At 35.6% G+C, this 19,454-nt stretch carries 10 protein-coding genes; all 10 read left to right on the top strand.

Annotation, left to right across the window (positions count from 1 at the left end; all coding sequences use genetic code 11):
- The first annotated feature begins 126 nt into the window (after positions 1-126).
- The 10 genes from FF52_RS17155 (at position 127) to FF52_RS17110 (ending at position 19,432) form a co-directional block, all read left to right on the top strand.
- The gene (locus FF52_RS17155) at positions 127-2,142 is read left to right on the top strand and encodes a glycoside hydrolase family 127 protein (protein ID WP_083847515.1); all 2,016 of its coding nucleotides are present in this window, start codon (positions 127-129) and stop codon (positions 2,140-2,142) included.
- Between the two features lie 185 nt (positions 2,143-2,327).
- Positions 2,328-3,311 carry a pectinesterase family protein gene (locus FF52_RS17150; RefSeq protein WP_008467479.1) on the top strand — a complete coding sequence of 328 codons (984 nt, stop codon included), beginning with the start codon at positions 2,328-2,330 and terminating at the stop codon, positions 3,309-3,311.
- A gap of 8 nt (positions 3,312-3,319) precedes the next feature.
- Positions 3,320-4,102, top strand: a complete 783-nt coding sequence (locus FF52_RS17145; protein WP_008467478.1) for a rhamnogalacturonan acetylesterase — start codon at positions 3,320-3,322, stop codon at positions 4,100-4,102.
- A gap of 655 nt (positions 4,103-4,757) precedes the next feature.
- Positions 4,758-8,093: a SusC/RagA family TonB-linked outer membrane protein gene (locus FF52_RS17140; RefSeq protein WP_008467475.1), complete on the top strand. Its 3,336-nt coding sequence runs from the start codon at positions 4,758-4,760 to the stop codon at positions 8,091-8,093.
- A gap of 18 nt (positions 8,094-8,111) precedes the next feature.
- On the top strand, positions 8,112-10,109 hold the full coding sequence (locus tag FF52_RS17135; protein ID WP_008467473.1) for a RagB/SusD family nutrient uptake outer membrane protein: 1,998 nt from the start codon (positions 8,112-8,114) through the stop codon (positions 10,107-10,109).
- A 100-nt stretch (positions 10,110-10,209) separates the two neighbouring features.
- The gene (locus FF52_RS17130; RefSeq protein WP_008467471.1) at positions 10,210-11,919 is read left to right on the top strand and encodes a polysaccharide lyase; all 1,710 of its coding nucleotides are present in this window, start codon (positions 10,210-10,212) and stop codon (positions 11,917-11,919) included.
- A gap of 114 nt (positions 11,920-12,033) precedes the next feature.
- Positions 12,034-12,723 carry a DUF3826 domain-containing protein gene (locus tag FF52_RS17125; protein ID WP_008467468.1) on the top strand — a complete coding sequence of 230 codons (690 nt, stop codon included), beginning with the start codon at positions 12,034-12,036 and terminating at the stop codon, positions 12,721-12,723.
- 48 nt (positions 12,724-12,771) lie between these two features.
- Positions 12,772-14,478, top strand: coding sequence for a polysaccharide lyase (locus tag FF52_RS17120; RefSeq protein WP_008467465.1), 1,707 nt, complete (start codon positions 12,772-12,774; stop codon positions 14,476-14,478).
- Between the two features lie 214 nt (positions 14,479-14,692).
- On the top strand, positions 14,693-17,788 hold the full coding sequence (locus FF52_RS17115) for a DUF6298 domain-containing protein (RefSeq protein ID WP_008467463.1): 3,096 nt from the start codon (positions 14,693-14,695) through the stop codon (positions 17,786-17,788).
- 237 nt (positions 17,789-18,025) lie between these two features.
- Positions 18,026-19,432, top strand: coding sequence for a glycoside hydrolase family 140 protein (locus FF52_RS17110; RefSeq protein ID WP_008467461.1), 1,407 nt, complete (start codon positions 18,026-18,028; stop codon positions 19,430-19,432).
- Positions 19,433-19,454: the final 22 nt, after the last annotated feature.

The following is a 19,454-nucleotide window of genomic DNA, read 5'->3' as shown; positions in this document are numbered from 1 at the left end:
TAGACTGCAGAATAGAAGATTATAATAGATTAAAAAAGAAAAATAAATCAGCACAATCTGCTAAATCTGCGGGAAAAATTAATCTCCGCAGATTTGGCAGATCTAGCAGATAAAATTAATATCAAAATGAAAAAGAATATCATTATCTCAAGTTTGTTTCTTTCAACCGTAATTTTTGCTCAGGATAAAGGTTTGGTTGCGAACTCACAAAGTCCGTATTCTAAACTCCAAAGTGTTGGACTTCAAGACGTAAAATGGACCAACGGATTCTGGAAAGAACAATTTGATGTAGAAACCAAAAATACCTTGCCGTATATGTGGGATTTGTATCATAGTGAAACATCTCATGCCTATAAAAACTTTGAGATTGCAGCAGGATTAAGCAAAGGAACTTTCAAAGGACCTTCGTTTCATGATGGTGATTTCTATAAGATTTTTGAAGGAATGGCAGCGACTTATGCTGTTACAAAAGATAAAAAACTCGATGCCGAAATGGATAAGGCTATTGCGCTTTTCGCGAAAGTACAGCGCAAAGACGGTTATATCCATACTCCAGTTTTAATTGACGAACGCTGGGGAACTTTAGGCCCAGAAGAAGTGAAAAAACAACTAGGTTTTGAGAAATACAATATGGGGCATTTAATGACTGCAGCTTGTATTCATTATCGCGCTACGGGAAAAACAAATTTCTTGAATATTGCCAAAGGTGTTGCCGATTTCTTGTATGATTTTTATAAAAAAGCTTCGCCAGAATTAGCGCGAAATGCTATCTGTCCATCACATTATATGGGAATCGTCGAAATGTACAGAACGGTAAAAGATCCGAAATATTTAGAATTAGCTAATAATCTGATTGACATTCGCGGAACTACAAATGATGGAACTGATGATAATCAGGATAGAGTACCGTTTAGACAGCAGACAACCGCAATGGGTCACGCGGTGAGAGCGAATTATCTGTATGCAGGAGTTGCTGATTTGTACGCAGAAACAGGAGAAAAGAAATTATTAGACAATTTAGAATCAATTTGGGATGATGTAACTTATCGTAAAATGTACATCACAGGAGGCTGTGGTTCTTTATACGATGGTGTTTCTCCAGACGGAACTTCTTATGATCCATCTGTCGTTCAGAAAATTCATCAGGCTTATGGAAGGCCTTTTCAATTGCCAAATGCAACGGCTCACACAGAAACTTGTGCGAATATTGGAAACGTTTTATGGAACTGGAGAATGCTTCAAATTACAGGAGATGCTAAATATGCTGATATTGTAGAATTGGCACTTTACAACAGTGTACTTTCGGGAATGAATTTAGAAGGAGATAAATTCTTGTACAACAATCCGTTGAATGTTTCTAACGATCTGCCGTTTCACCAAAGATGGGGAAATGTTCGTGAAGGGTATATTGCTTTATCCAACTGCTGTGCGCCAAACGTAACCAGAACCGTTGCCGAAGTTGGAAACTACGCTTATAATCTTTCAAAAGATGGTTTGTATGTAAATTTGTATGGAAGCAATACTTTGAATACAAAGACATTAAATGGAGAGACTTTAGAAATTGAACAGCAGACTAATTATCCTTGGGACGGAAAAGTAACTTTGAAAATTCTAAAAGCTCCGAAAGATTTACAGAATTTCTTTTTAAGAATTCCAGGTTGGAGTCAGAATGCGGAAGTTTCGGTTAACAATTCAAAAATTTCAGATAAAATCGTTTCAGGTACTTATTTGAAATTAAATCAAAAGTGGAAAAAAGGAGATGTTATTGAATTGAATATGCCAATGCCTGTTGAACTGATGGAAGCCAATCCGTTGGTTGAAGAAGTTAAAAATCAAGTCGCAGTAAAAAGGGGGCCTTTAGTTTATTGCCTAGAATCAGATCAGCTTCCTGCAAATACCAGTGTAAATGATGTAATTTTAAACCTAAATTCCGATTTTAAAACTGATTTTACAGAATTAAAAAACAGAAAGCTAGTTACCATCAAAGCGACTTCGAAAATTGCAGCTGATAATTCTTGGAACAAAATACTTTACAAACCTATTTCGACAAAAGACGGAAAATCGGTAACTGTAAAATTGATACCGTATTTTGCGTGGGGAAACAAAGGGCAGGGAGAAATGACGGTTTGGATGTCGCATTAAGTTTATACGCAGATGAAACGGATTGCCCTTGACAAAACGCGGATTTAAACGGATTTTTAATTTATTGAAATACAATCATCTTTGTCAAAGTTTTAAACTTTGACAAAGATTTTTTGCAGTAACCATAAAGTTTGTCATTTCTCCTTCGTCGAAATGACAAAATAGACTGGAAAAAACAAAAACACATGAAATACATCCTAACCTTATTTTTAATAACAAAAATTTCCCTATCAGCTCAAACGCTCGATAACAAGCTAGCATTAACCGTTGCCCAAGATGGCTCAGGAGATTTCAAAACGATTCAAGAAGCGATAAATAATGTAAAAGACAATTCAGAAAAACGAGTTATAATAACTATAAGGCCCGGAAAATATGTGGAGAAATTGGAAATTCCGGTTTCTAAAACATTTATAACCTTAAAGGGAACAGACAGAAATAAAACCATAATTTCATTTGATGATTATTCTGGAAAACCACTTCGAGAACCAGATCCATCAGGTAAAAAAGAATTTGGAACATCAACTTCCTATTCTTTTTTAATTAAAGGAAATGACTGCACTCTTGAAAATCTTACTGTCGAAAATACTGCCGGTAGAGTAGGACAGGCGGTTGCACTACACATTAAAAGTGATAGAGTTATAGTGAAAAACTGCAATCTTTTTGGGAATCAGGATACGCTTTATTTATCAGAAGGAAATACCAGAACTTATTTTGAAAACTGTTTTATTAACGGAACAACCGATTTTATTTTTGGAGCCGCAACTGCTTACTTTTATAAATGTACTATCGAAAGTTTAATAAATTCTTATATCACAGCTGCTTCAACGCCCCAAGGACAAGCTTACGGTTTTGTTTTTGTAGATTGTAAATTAACTGCAAAAGACAAATCAGTGAATAAAGTGTTTTTAGGAAGACCGTGGAGACCCTATGCACAAACGGTTTTTATTAATACTGATTTAGGTTCGCATATTATTCCAGAAGGTTGGAACGCTTGGATTGATACTCGATTTCCAGATAAAGACAAAACGGCTTACTATGCAGAATTTGGAAGTAAAGGTTTGAGCGCAAAATATTTGTCACAGCGAGTTGCATGGTCGCATCAGTTAACAAAAGAAGATATTAAAAAATACAATAGAGATTTAGTTTTAAACGGTTGGAATCCAAAATAAGTAAGCTCATGAAAAATTTTAAACTTTCAATAATCGGATTATGCTTAGTGACATTACTAGGCTCTTTTAGTTTTAAGTCAAAGGTAACAACCATTTATTTAATTGGAGATTCTAGCGTTGCCGATTATTCACTAGAAGAGAATTATCAAACTAAGAAGTTTCCGCAGGTGGGTTGGGGACAAGTTTTTCAGCCTTTTTTTGAAAAAGATAGTTTAAAGTTGGTGAAGAATATTTTAGGTTCTGCTAAAGAAGTAAAAGTAGATGATCGTGCAAAAGGTGGAAGAAGTACGAGAACATTTTTTCAAGAAGGACGCTGGGCTTCGGTTTATAAATCGATTCAAAAAGGAGATATTGTAATGATGCAGTTTGGTCATAATGATGCTTCAGTTGAAAAAACGGAACGTTACGTAAATATTGAAGGCTACAAAGAATTTCTTAGGCTTTTCATTAATCAGACCAAAGAAAAAGGTGCAACTCCAATTGTTCTAACGCCAGTTGCTAGAAATTATCCATGGAAAGATGGAAAACTTACAAACGTTCACGGAGATTATCCTCAAGCAGCTATTGATGTGGCTAAAGAATTAGATGTGAGATTTATTGATTTAAATGAAGTGTCAATGAATTCCTTTTCGTCTAGAGGACAAGAATTTGTAACTACCAATTATTTCATGAATTTTGAGGCAGGTAAGTACCCTGCTTTCCCAGAAGGACAAAAAGACAATACTCATTTTCAGACACAGGGAGGTATAGAAGTGGCGCGTTTAGTTTTTAACGCTATGAAAAAACTTTAAACAGTAACGAGATAAGAGTTTTAGCAGAAACCGTTGTAAGTAAATTGCAGCGGTTTTTTTTATAATTTTAAATTGAAATATAAAAATAGGCTGTTTAATTTTTGTTGATCAGAATTTACTTTTAAAATTGTGGTTTTTCTTAAAAAATATTTAATTTTTTTCTGCAGTATCCTGTAGCTGTTTTTGTAAGTTTTTTTGACGACAAACAAATGTATTTTTAACAATTATTACTTCATTTTTGATAACGTTTTCGTACTTATAAGCGCTTCTGTATCAGTATTTACAAAAACGTCTTTTAGCGAATATTTAACATAAATAGATTTTTGATGAAAATTTTATTGAATTTTGGTTCAAACAGGTTTCAATATTTTGTTTTACGCAAACAATTGTCTCAAATATTCGATTACGTTTATTTTTTTTGTTCATTTTTTATTAATATTGTTTTTTTTGAGTCTTTTTTTTGAAATTATATGATTAAAACAGGATACAGCAGGACGGTTCTAATATATCATCGTCATATTTTTGGAATACTAAAATAAATGTGATTTAAACATTTAATATGATAATTTTAATATTAATTTAATTTTTGACTATTAGGTATTGCATTTAAAACATGACTAACTAACAATTAATAAACTAACCAAAAAAAACATTTATGAAACAAGCACTTATTAAAAGATGTAGTTTTCTTTTGTTTGCGATGATGAGTGTATTCACTTATGCTCAAAGTACTAGCAGTACAGTAACTGTAACCGGGGTAGTAACAGATAATATATCTGGTTTGGTACCTGGAGTAAACGTAACTGAAAAATCTACAAAGAATACAGTGACCACAGATTTCAATGGTCAATATCAAATTAAGGTTAAACCGAATGCTACTTTAGTTTTTTCTTTTATCGGAATGAAAAAGCAGGAAGTAGCAATTGGAACGCGTACAACTGTAAATGTTAAAATGTCTGAAGATTCTAACGTATTAGATGATATTGTGGTTGTGGCTTATGGCAGCCAGAAAAAGAATAATGTTACAGGTGCGATTGTTACTTTAAAACCAGAAGAGTTTCGTGATTTACCAGTATCAAATTTATCTGAATCATTGAGAGGTCTTACTCCAGGATTAAGTGTATCAGGAGGTGCAGGTCGTCCAGGTGATGCGGCAGCTATTGCAATACGTCAAAATTTTGGATTTTCAAAAGATGGTAATTCTGGTATTCCATTAATCGTTATTGATGATATGGTTCAAGTTGATCCTGCGAATGGAAAACCAACATTGGATACTTTTAACCAATTGGATCCTTCAGAAATTGAAAGTATGACAATTTTAAAAGATGGTTCTGCTGCAATTTACGGATCAAGAGCTTCACAGGGAGCTGTAATCGTAAAGACCAAAAGAGGAAAATCTGGAAAACCATCATTTACTTATTATAGTCAATATGCATTTAATGATGCAGTAAGCCACGGTAAAACAATGAGTGCTTATGAGCATGGAATTTGGAAAAATAGATTTTTGAATTCTAATTTGGAAGCTGATAAAACTAAATATTTTTCTGCTGCAGAACTAGAACAAATGAAAGGTTTGGATTATGACTGGCTTGAAAAAGCTTGGAAACCAGCTACACAGCAAAGACAATCACTTTCAGCAAGTGGAGGAACAGAAAAAGCAACTTATTTTGCTGGTATTACATACTTTGATCAAGGGCCTAACTTAGGAGAACAAGATTATAAAAAATGGAATTATAGAGTAGGAACTACTATAAAAGTATCTAAGGATGTAGATTTTTCTGCTTCGGTTTCGGCTATTTCAACAGATGTTACTAAATCATTTTCTAAAGGTTCAGCAAACTTAAATGATAGTAGTTTTGGTTCTTTGGGAGCAGGAGAACAAGCTGACTACGGTTATTTATTACATATGCCTAAATACATTCCTTGGGAAACTACTGTAAATGGTAAAAACTATTGGATGTCTCCATTCCCACGTACTGATCGTAACTTAGGAAGTGCAAATTCTAACACAACTATTGCAGGATGGAACTATTTTGCGGGTTTGGATGCTGGAAAGCAAACAGAAGAGCAGTTTTCATATAATGTGAATCTGTCTTTAGAATATAGACTGCCATTTATAAAAGGTTTAAGTGTAAAAGGAAGTTATGCAAGAAGCCAATCTAGCAGTTATACAGAGCAATATCAAGTGCCTTATGATTTAGCTAGAATAACAAACCATCATTTAGCTGATAATCACTTAGAAAACCCTAATTCGATTTATTCTATTGATACAAATATCCGTGGATCAAGAGTTTATTATACAACCGATTTGGATAAATTGATTCAGGCAAACTTTTTTGCAACATATGCTAGAACTTTTGGTAATCATAGTGTATCTGCGATGTTTGGTTATGAGCAATCAGAAGCATGGAACAAGAATGTTCGTTTAGCTTATGAAGGTACATCAAAAGACTTTTTAGGAAATAGTACTACTGCTGGGCCAATCAGTACAAATTCACAAGCTATAAAAGTGGAATCAGGAACCCAGTCTTATTTAGGACGTTTAAACTATAGTTTTAAAGACAGATATCTTGTTGAGTTTATTTTTAGAAGTGATGCTTCTACTAAATTTGCTCCAGAAAATTACTGGGGATTTTTCCCAGGCGCACAATTAGGATGGGTTGTATCTAAAGAAGATTGGTTTACCGATAACGTTTCTTGGATAAATAATTTCAAAATCCGTTACTCAATTGGTAAAACAGGTAAAGATAATATCGATTACTGGAGATGGTTGCAGTTTTATGAGCCGTTGCCAGACAAAGGAGCTCAATTTGGATCTAGTGGAGGACTTTTAGGAGGTGGAATTACGCCGCGTCCAAATCCAAATAGAGATGTGCATTGGGATACAACTATCAAAAATAACCTTGGTTTTGATCTTGCTTTCTTAAGAAACAGATTATCAGTTACAGCTGATTTTTACTATGATAAATCTTCAGAGATGCTGATCGGATTAGCGGGAGAAGCAGGTACGCCAATTACTGTTGGAGGTGGTTTTGCCGAAGTAAATTACGCAGCTGTTGATGCATGGGGAACTGAATTTGCATTAAACTGGAATGATAAAATAAAAAATGATATGAGTTATAGTGTTGGGGTAAACTTTGGATTTAATAACAACGAAATTAAAAAATATCCTGAGCTAGCTAGAACTGATGCTAATACTAATATTACAACGGTTGGAGCTTCAACTTTCTTCCCAGTTTGGGGATTCAATACATGGAAAGGAACTTCGACAGGAGATGGTATCTTACGTACAGATGAAGACGTAGTTAACTACTGGAATTATTTAACAGAGAGAGCTACAGCAGTAGGTGGTGTTCCAAACTTTATGGGTATCACTAACGTATCTAATATGAGAAAAGGTATGTTAGCTTATGAAGATAAAGGAGGTGTTTATAACGCATCAACAGGAACTCAAGCAGGACCTGATGGTAGAATTATGAGAAACGAAGATTACGCTAAGCTGGCAAACAACAATAGAACGTATGGTTTTACAACTAATTTGGGATTCAAATATAAAACGTTTTATTTCAAAACACAGATTCAAACTACTTGGGGAGGTTACAATTCTATTGATTTAGTGAAACAAGGAACTTCGTCTGCTCATAATGATTGGGCTCATGAATCTTTCTGGACAGATATGTATGACGCTACCGATAACCCAAATGGTAAATATCCTAATATGGGACAACAAGACTATATTTTTGCACCATCAGATTTTTGGCAATTAGATACTTTTAGATGTTTAGTTAGAAATATGACTGTTGGATTTGAACTTCCAAGAGAGGCAATGAAACAACTAAATATTCAAAAAGCTACTTTAGGGGTAACAGGTAATAACCTTTGGGATTTATACAACCCTTACCCAGATCATTATAGAAATATGTATGATGATTCAGCAACTAGATATCCAACGCTTAGAACTTGGTCAATTAATCTGAATGTGTCATTCTAATTTTAATTAAAAAATAATATGAAAGCAAAATTTAGCACATATATAACAATGATACTTTTAATGGTATTAGGAGTTTCATGCAGTGATGACTTTTTAGAAGACAAAAAGCAATATAAATATTATGACGAAGAATTCTTTAAAAGTGAAGAACGTGTCAATTGGTACGTAAATAACTTGTATTATGATTTCTTTGATGCATATAAAACTCCGACTGCTGTAGTAGTTGGATCTTATACTACAACTCAGACGACTTATACAGAAGAAATTGGGGGTATTTCTAATTTGATTAATCCAAATATGACGTTTCAAAATGCAGCGGATGGATCAGGTTATTTCGGAAAAACATTGGTTGAAAATCCCCAAAACGATCCTTACAACAGAATTAGAGATATTAATGTTATGTTGGAAAGAATTGATGTTGATGGAGCAAATTTACCTCAAACGTTTCGTGATCAAATTAAAGGACAAATGTATTACATGCGCGGTCTTCAATATTTTGATTTAATGCGTACTTATGGAGGGGTTCCAATTGTAACAACTGTTCAGACTCCTTCTAAAGATGATCCTTCAATTAAAATACCGAGAGCTACAGTAACGGAATTGGTGAATCAAATTACTGCCGATTTTGATTTAGCTGCAAGTTTATTGCCAGGCAAATGGCCAGCTAGTGATTATGGCCGTTTTACAAAAGGAGCAGCAATGGCTCAGAAAGCTCGTGTATTATTAACGTATGCAAGCCCATTATTCAATAAAAATTGGGATTCATCTACAGAGCGTTGGGATGCAGCTTTAGCAGCTGGACTAGCGGCTGAAACAGAATTAACGTCTCAAGGACACGGCTTATATGGAACAACTGCAAGAGATTGGGAAAGAATGTTTTATGTTAATGATAACGCATTTATTTCTGAAGCGATAGCGGTTAAGCTTTTAGCAAGCAGTACTACAGTTGCAACTTCTTTACAGTCGAATAACTCTTGGGAGAGATCAATTCGTTTGGCAAGCCAAGGCGGTCAAGGAAGTGGAGGAGTAAAAGCTCCAAAAAGCATGATTGACCTATTTCCTATGGCAAGCGGAAAAAGACCAACTGCAGCTAACAACTATGATCCATTCTTATTTTTCAAAGATCGTGATCCACGTTTTTATAGAACATTTGGATTTTCAGGAAGTTATTGGCCTTACAACAACAGTTTAACAACGGCAGCTGTTCCTACTGTTTGGGCATATCGTTGGTCAACAAATGCAACTACAGGTGTAGCTTTCAGTATGGGTAATGATGTATCGAGTCCAGCTTTTATTCGTAAAATGTCAAGCCCTACAGTAAGTAATGCGTCTAATTATCAACTATCGGGAACTGATATTATGGAATATCGTTTTGCTGAGTTAGTATTAAACATTGCAGAATGTTATGCAGCTAAAGGAGATATCGGAAATACAATTAATTATTTAGGAAGAATTCGTAAACGTGTTGGAATTCCTGCAGCAGATAATTATGGAATCGGTACATTAGGAGATAAATATGCTGCTCTTGAAGCATGTCTATATGAGCGTAGAGTAGAGTTGGCTTATGAAGGAAAACGTTTTTGGGATACTCAAAGATGGATGCTTTATAGTGATGATGCTGCACTTAATGATAATACAAATAGTAAATTAGGTATTCCAATAATTAATGGAACACAGCGTATTGGAAATTATTTACATTATAAAAACGGAACAAGTCCAGCAGGTACTGATCCGCTGGCAAATGCTCGTGCAGCTATTTCTGTTGATCCAGATGCAGCAAATTTCCAGACTCAAATTACAGCTTTAGCTGCTTTTTATACAGCTAATTTTGAGTTGCGTTCTCCTCCAACACCGATGGATAACGTTAGTAGTGTAGCAACACCAATCTTGTGGAGATCGAATTATTATATCATGGGATTAAATCAAAGTGCTTTGGTGAATAACCCTTGGTTAACACAAACTATTGGTTGGAACGATGGTAATGGAGCTGCTGGAACATACAACTACCAAGATTAAATTTAAAAAAACAGAAATTACATATCAAGCTTTTCACCTGTATTTGTCAAAAAAATACAGGTGATTTGTTTAAAAAGAATTACCGCAACTAGAAATTAACATGAAAAATTCCGCATTATTTATCGCATCTCTGCTTTTTTTAGGAAGCGCAAAATGTTTTGCTCAATATCCGAAGATAAGTCCAGAAGTTCAGGCTCAGGAAAAAGCAATTAAAGAAGAAGCGCAAAGACTTTCTGATGAAGCTTGGGCAAAAGCTTTAGTAGTTATTGAAGAAGAAGCAAAACATGGAAAACCTTATATTCCGTGGGCAGCAAGACCAACTGATTTACCTCAAGCTGAAATTCCAGCTTTCCCAGGTGCCGAAGGTGGCGGAATGTACACATTTGGAGGACGTGGCGGAAAAGTATACACCGTAACAAGTTTGGAAGATCGTGGCCCAGGAACTTTGCGTGAAGCTTGCGAACAGGGAGGTGCAAGAATTGTGGTATTTAATGTTGCTGGAATTATCAGATTAAAAAGTCCGTTGATTATTCGTGCGCCATACATTACAATTGCAGGACAGACAGCTCCTGGTGATGGTATTTGTATAGCTGGAGAGTCAACTTGGATTGATACGCATGACGTAATTATCAGACACGTACGATTCCGTCGTGGAGAAACTTTCGTAGGACGCCGTGATGATGCAATTGGTGGAAATCCTGTTGGAAATATCATGATCGATCACGTTTCCGCAACTTGGGGATTAGATGAAAACATGTCAATCTACAGACATATGTACAATCCAGGGCCAGGTTATCCAGATATTAAAGTGGGAACGGTAAATATTACTATCCAAAACAGTTTATTCGGAGAAGCTTTGGATACTTACAATCATGCTTTCGGAAGTACTTTAGGAGGAGAAAACTGTTCTTTCATGAGAAATATGTGGGCCAACAATGCAGGAAGAAACCCTTCTATTGGATGGAACGGAATTTTCAATTTTGTAAATAATGTCGTTTTCAACTGGTATAACAGATCAACAGATGGAGGGGATTATACTGCAAATTACAACATCATTAACAACTTCTACAAACCAGGTCCTGTAACCGATTTGACACAGCCAATCAGCTACAGAATCTTAAAACCAGAATCGGGAAGAAGCAAATTGCCTTATATGGTTTTTGGTAGAGCTTATGTAAACGGAAACGTTATTAATGGAAACGAAAAAGTTACTAAAGATAACTGGGACGGCGGAATTCAGTTAGAAAATAAAAAAGGTGAGTTGATGACGTATGACGAGGCAAAAGAATACTTCGCTAAAATGAAAGTGAATAAACCTTTCCCAATGCCATGGTTCAACAAATTTATGACTGCTGAAGATGCTTATGAATTTGTTCTTAAAAATGTTGGAGCGACTCTTCCAATAAGAGATAAAGTAGACGAAAGAATCGTAAGAACTGTAAAAACTGGAGTTCCTGAATATGCAAAAGGATTAGAGAAAAAAACTTTCTACCAATTTGAACACAGACGTCTACCGATGGATTCTTATAAAAAAGGAATTATTACTGATATTTCGCAAGTTGGCGGCTATCCAGAATACAAAGGGAAACCATATGTAGATACAGACAAAGACGGAATGCCTGATGCATGGGAGAAAAAATACGGTTTAAACCCGAACGACCCATCTGATGCGCAAGGAGATTTAAACGGAGACGGATATACAAATATAGAAGATTATATCAACGGTGTAAATCCTGCGATAAAAGTAGATTGGAAAGATTTGGCTAATAACAAAGAAACATTAGTTAGACCTTTATTAGATTTAAAATAAGAAAAACTGAAATAATTGTTTAACACATAGAAACATAGAATTTTAATATAAAAAAGGAAATAAAAGAAAATAAAAGAAAATCTATGCTTTTATGTGTTTAAAAAAACAAAGACAATGGCACTAAATAAAATAAACGCAGGCTTGTTATCGCTGGTTTTTGCATTTTCAACTTTAAATGCGCAACAGCATTTAGATCCTGAATATGTAAAGGTTACCAACGAAAGAGCTGCAAAAATTGTTACCAAATTAGATTTGAAAAACGAAGCTAAAGAAAAAGCGGTTTCAAACATTATTGCACAACAATTCAGAGATTTAAGTGAAATTCAGGACGGAAGGGACGCTGAAATCAAAAAAGTAAAAGAAGACATCTCTTTAGCTAAAGAAGATCAAAACAAGAAAATTGATAAACTGAAAGCAAAAGCAGACGAATCAATTGCAAAATTGCATAAATCTTACATCAAAAAATTAGGTAAAGAATTATCAGAAGACAAAATTACTGAAGTTAAAGACGGAATGACATACGGCGTACTTCCTATAACAGTGGCAGGTTATAACGATATGCTTCCAAATTTAACAGCAGAACAAAAAGACTACATTTATAAAGCTTTAGTAGAAGCCAGAGAACATGCAATGGATGCTGGTTCATCTAAAGAAAAGCACGGATGGTTTGGTAAATACAAAGGGAGAATCAATAACTATTTATCAAAACAAGGTTACGATTTAAATAAAGAAAGTGCTGATTGGCACAAACGTATTGAAGAAAGAGAAAAGAATAAAGCAAAAGATTCTACTTCAAAAGAATAATCTCTTAAAACTTTACACCAAAAACTATTAACGACACCACACAATTCAATGCAAAATATTTTTCCCAACCGTACTTTAAAGAGAACATTTATGGCGCTGTCATTTTGTTCGCTTGTTTCGTCGGCCTATGCCCAATATCCTGTAATTCCAAAAGATGTTCAAGCAAAAGCAGATGCTATTTTGGCTGATGAAGAAAAAAGACTAAGCGAAATTTGGAATGCTAATCTGCATATAATCAAAGAAGAAGCAAAACAAGGAAAACCTTATTTACCTTGGGCTTCATATCCAAAAGATTTTGTTCAGGCAGATATTCCTGCTTTCCCAGGTGCAGAAGGCGGTGGCGCATACACACAAGGCGGACGTGGCGGAAAAATATTTGTGGTAACGAGTTTAGAAGACAGCGGAAAAGGAACTTTCCGTGAAGCTTGCGAAGCAGTTGGAGCAAGAACAATTGTTTTCAATGTTTCAGGAATAATTCAGTTGAAAAAAAGAATCAGCATGCGTGCGCCGTATGTAACGATTGCTGGGCAAACGGCTCCTGGTGACGGAATCTGTATTGCAGGGGAAACTCTAGAAATCGATACACATGATGTTATCATCAGACACATGCGTTTTAGACGTGGCGCTACAGAAGTTACAAGAAGAGATGATGCATTAGGCGGAAATCCGATGGGAAATATTATCGTTGACCATTGTTCAGTAAGCTGGGGGCTTGACGAAAATATTTCTTTATACAGACATCAATTTGCAGCTAATGCAAAATCAAAATTGGAAAAACTGCCAGCTTGTAATATCACGATTCAAAACACCATTTCATCAGAAGGTTTAGATACGTATAATCATGCTTTCGGAAGTACAATCGGCGGATTAAATAGTACTTTTATGCGCAATCTTTGGGCTGACAACATTTCTAGAAATGCTTCTATCGGAATGTATGGCGACTTTAATTTTGTGAATAACGTAGTATTCAATTGGTGGAACCGTACCTTAGATGGCGGTGATTATCGTTCGATGTTGAACATCATCAACAACTATTTTAAACCTGGGCCAATTACACCGCAGAACGAGCCTATTGCATATAGAATTGTAAAACCAGAATCTGGTTATATTGAACCAAAACAATACGGAAGAGCTTATGTTTCAGGAAACTTCATTGTAGGTTCACCTGAAGTTACAGCAGACAACTGGAATGGCGGCGTGCAGTTGGAAAATCTTCCAGAAGCAGAAACGGCAGCATTTTTAGCAGCAATCAAACAGCCAAAACCTTTTTCAATGCCAGCATTCAAAATTATGGGAGCTGAAGAAGCATACGAATATGTTTTAGCGAATGTTGGAGCCACAATACCAAAAAGAGATGCAGTCGATGAACGTGTTATCAAACAAGTTCGTACAGGAAAAATCGAAGTTAAAGACGGTTTAGAAAATAACATCGGAAAAGAATATATCAAAAGAAGATTACCAGCTGACTCTTATAAAAAAGGAATTATAACACATCCTGACCAAGTTGGCGGATATCCAACTTACAAAGGAAAAGCGTATAAAGATTCAGACAATGACGGAATTCCAGATGCATGGGAGAAAAAATACGGTTTAAATCCGAATGATGCTTCAGATGCTAATAAAGATGCAAATGGAGACGGATATACCAATATCGAAAAGTATTTTAACGGAATCGATCCAACCAGCAAAACAGATTGGACGAAAATCGAAAATAATACGGATACTTTGGCGAAATTAAAGTCTTTATTGCAATAATTCAACATAAAGCATAAACCCAAAGTTTGTCATTCCGAGGAACGAGGAATCACACTTGAAGCTCCACAACAGTGCGTAAATCCTACGTGAGATTTCTCCTTCGTCGAAATGACAAATTGTGGAAATGCTTATCTTTAGAAAATTGAAAAATATACTAAAAGTGAATTTCATTAAACAAAATATAATTCCTTCCTTCAAAAACACATTAGTGATAATGTGTTTTACTACGTTTATATCTGGTAACATCACAGCTCAAAACAATTTTCCAGACATCGTTAAAAACAAAGAAGGCAAACTTTCTTTTACGACAGATAATCAAGGAAATCAAATTCCAGACTTTTCTTTTGCAGGATATAAAAACTATGAAGTTGCAATTCCGAATCTGGATAACAAAATTTTTGTTTCCCAGCAAGAAGAAGATGCAACTCAGAAAATCCAAAATGCAATTGATTATGTGAGTTCTCTAAAACCAGACAAATCAGGTTTTCGTGGAGCGGTTTTGTTAGATAAAGGAACTTTCAAAATCAGCGGAACATTATACATCAGAAAATCAGGAGTTGTTTTAAGAGGAAGCGGTAATAACGAAAACGAAACTGTACTTTTAGGAACGGGATTAGAAAGAGAAGCCTTAATTAGAATTTTAGGGTTAAACGATAAAGTGTATAAAGATTCATTTGAATTTGCAAACGCTTACACACCGCTTGGAGCTCAGAAAATCCAATTAAAAAACACAGCAAAATTAAAAGTTGGCGACGAAATCGAAATCAGTAAACCTTTAACGGATAATTTCATTAAAGAAGTAAACATGCAGGATTTCGGCGGAGAAACTTCTTGGATTGGCTGGAAAAAAGGAGACTGGACTACAACTTGGAATCGTGTCGTAACCAAAATAAATGAAAACGAAGTAACTGTAAATGCTCCAATCACAATGTCTTTGGATGATGTTTTCGGAACTTCAAAAGTAACCGTTTATTCTTGGCAGGGAAGAATTGAACATATCGGAATTGAAAACATATTAATAAAATCAACTTACAATCCTTCAAACTTAAAAGACGAAGAACATAGATGGCAGGCTATCAGCATTGAAAACACCAGAAATGCTTGGGTAAAACAAGTTAATTTCAAGCATTTTGCAGGCGGAGCCGTTACGGTTTTAAAAACAAGTCAGCAAATTACGGTTGAAGATTGTATCGCTACAGAACCAATTTCAGAAATCGCTTCATTCAGAAGACATACTTTTTATACCGAAGGTCAGCAGACACTTTTCCAGCGTTGTTATTCAGAATTTGGATATCATGATTTCGCCGTTGGCGGATTCGGTACAACTGGACCAAATGTTTTCGTACAATGCGAATCACATTTGCCATTCGAAAACAGCGGTGCAATCGGAAGCTGGGCAACAGGAGTTTTATTTGATATTGCCAATATCGACGGAAAAGCATTAAGTTACAACAACAGAGAACAAGGCGGAAGAGGAGCAGGATGGACAGCAGCTAATTCTGTAATCTGGGAATCATCGGCATCAAAAGTAGAATGTTACAGCCCGCCAACAGCACAAAACTGGGCTTTTGGAGTTTGGGGACAATTTGGAGGAAACGGACATTGGAAAAACGTAAACGAACATATCAGTCCAAGAAGTTTATTCTACACACAACTAGAAGCAAGATTAGGAAAACTTCCAATTCAGCCTTTTATCTATGATTTAGGTTCAGAAGCTTCTTCAAGTCCAAGTATCGAAGTCGCTGCAGAACTGACTAAAAACGCTGCTACAACCGCAAAAAGTCTGCAGGAGTTGATTGTAGAAGCTTCAAAAGCAAATCCGATTAACACAGATAGTAAAGGTTTAAAAAATGCAAACGATTTAAAAGTTGCTTCAAATAAAACAGAAAAATCAGCTTCAAAAGTAACAACAGAAAATGGATGGCTAACTTTTGAAGGAAAAGTAATTGCAGGAAAACAAACGAATGTAGCTTGGTGGAGAGGCGATTTAACGGACGATTTCGTAAACAAATCGACACCGCACATCACTCGTTTTGTTCCAGGAAGAACAGGAAACGGATTGACCGATAAAGTACAAGAAACGGTAGATTATTTAACTAAAAATAATATCGTTGCCTTAGAACATAATTATGGTTTGTGGTATGACAGAAGAATGGATGATCACGAACGTGTTCGCCGAATTGATGACGATGTTTGGCCACCGTTTTACGAACAACCTTTCGCGAGAAGCGGAAAAGATTTCGCTTGGGATCATTTAAGTAAATACGATTTAACAAAATTCAACGATTGGTACTGGAGCCGTTTAGCGCAGTTTGCAACGCTTGCAGAACCAAATGGACAATTATTAATCAATCAGCAATATTTTCAGCATAACATTTTAGAAGCTGGTGCACATTGGGCAAGTTCACCTTGGCGTTCAGCAAACAATATCAACAGCACAGGATTTCCAGAGCCACCGCCTTACGCAGGAGACAAACGTATTTTTATGGCGGAGCAGTTTTATGATATTACGAATGCGCAAAGAAGAAAATTACACGAAGGTTTCATCAGAAAATCATTTGAAAACTTTCAGGAAAATAGCAACGTAATTCAGTTAACAAGTGCCGAATATACAGGTCCGTTACATTTCATGGAATTCTGGATTGATCAGGCGAAAAAATGGAAAGACGAAACTGGCAAAAAAGGCCTAATTGGTTTAAGCGCAACAAAAGACGTTCAGGACGCTATTTTGAATGATGCTAAAAGAGTAAAAACAGTTGATGTAATCGATATTCGTTATTGGTATTACAAAGAAGACGGTTCGGCTTATGCACCGCAAGGAGGTGTAAATTTAGCGCCAAGACAGCACGCTAGAAAATTAAAAACCGGAAAAGAAACAGATAGCCAAGTGTATCGCGCTGTTCGTGAATACCGAGAAAAATATCCTGAAAAAGTCATTTTATATTCAACAGATGGTTCGTCAAGATTCGGATGGCCGGCTTTAATGGCGGGAGCTTCATTGCCAAATATCCCAAAAATTGAACTTCCTCAGTTTTATGCCGCTTTAAGCGAAATGAAATTAGTTGACGGAAATGCGTTCTCAGACAATCTTTGGAAATTGGAAAACAAAGGAAAAAGTTATCTTTTTTATCAGAAAAACGACCAAGATATTACAATCGATTTATCAAACGAAAAAGGAACATTTGAAGTATTTGCAATCAATGCATCAACAGGAAATATAACCAAAAAAGCAAACGTCAGCGGAGGAAAGCAAGTCACAATTCCGCAAGCCGAAATAAAAGAAAAAGTGCTTTTTGTAGTAAGAAAGTAAAAGTTTATTCGCCACGAATTCACGGATTATTTTTAAATAAATCTGCTTAATTTTCCAATCTGCGAGAGTAAAAAATTTTCACGCAGATTTAAAAAGATCAAAGCAGATTCAAAAGATTTTAAAAATTTAATCTGCGCAAATCAGCTAAAATCTGCGAAATCTGCGTGAAAGAAAAACACAAAGTGAATAAAAGTAATTCGTGAATTCGTGGCTATAAAAAAAATTAAAACACATAAAATGAATCTGAAAATTAAATCTTTATGCGCCCTTTGTATAAGCTTTGTGTTTACAGCACAAAGCGGATTTTCGCAATCTGCTAAAGCAAAAGCATCTCTGCCTCAAATCAAAGTGTCTAAAAATCAGCATTATTTTGTTACCGAAAATGAAAAACCATTTTTCTGGCTAGGTGACACAGGCTGGTTGGCATTTGGAAAATTGGATAGAGCAGGAATTGAGAAATATTTTAAAGACAGAAAAGACAAAGGATTTAATGTAGTTCAGGTCATGGTTTTGCATAACATCAATGCCGTTAACGTTTATGGCGCTTCAGCTTTAATCAACGAAGACGTTTCAAAACCGTTGATTACGGCTGGAAATGATTTCAAAGATGCGAAGCAATACGATTACTGGGATCATGTAGATTATACTTTAGACGTGGCTCAGAAAAACGGAATTTACTTAGCAATGGTTCCAGTTTGGGGAACCAACGTCTCAAAAGGAAATAAAGTAAGCAAGGAACAAGCAACAGAATATGCTCAATTCTTGGCTAATCGATATAAAAACAGAACCAACATAATTTGGTTAAACGGTGGAGACACACACGGAAACGAATTTCAGGATATTTGGAATGCCATCGGAAATACTTTAAAAACCAATAATCCAAACCAGTTAGTGACTTTCCACCCGTTTGGAAGAACCGATTCTTCTGAGAATTTTCATAATGCAAAATGGTTGGATTTCAATATGTTCCAATCTGGACATAGAAGATACGATCAGGATTCTGTAAAAACGAATTTCAAAGAAGACAATTACAAATTTGTTCTTAGAGATTTCGAATTAAAACCAACAAAACCTACACTTGACGGAGAACCATCTTACGAAGGAATTCCACATGGTTTGCACGATACCTTACAGCCAAAATGGACAGCAAATGACGTACGCCGTTACGGATATTGGTCGGTTTTATCAGGCGGAGCAGGTTATACCTACGGGCACAACGCCGTAATGCAGATGTTCAGAAAAGGCGATAAACCCGCCTATGGAAATAAAGAATTATGGACATCAGCCATCAATGCGCCTGGTGCAAAACAAATGGTTTACATCAAGAAATTAATGGAAGAATTTCCATTTTTAGAAGGAACTCCAGACGTTTCTTTAGTGGTGAATCAGGGAGAAAAATACGATTATATTCCAGCGATAAGAGGTGAGAAATATGCTTTGCTTTACACATACAACGGTAGAATAATAGAAGTAAAACTTGGAAAAATTGCCGGTGATAAATTCGAAGCAATTTGGTACAATCCAAGAAGCGGCAAGAAAATGAAAATCGGAATATTTGATAACAAAGAAGGAACTCAAAACTTTCAACCAGAAGGTAAAAAAGAAGATGGCAATGACTGGGTTTTGATTTTGAGATCTATTTAAACACAAAGTTTTGTCCTCTTGA

It is taken from the genome of Flavobacterium sp. F52, assembly GCF_000278705.1.
Classification (GTDB): Bacteria; Bacteroidota; Bacteroidia; order Flavobacteriales; family Flavobacteriaceae; genus Flavobacterium; species Flavobacterium anhuiense.
Note: the sequence above shows the minus strand (reverse complement) of the source record. Positions and strands in the feature narration are given on the sequence as shown.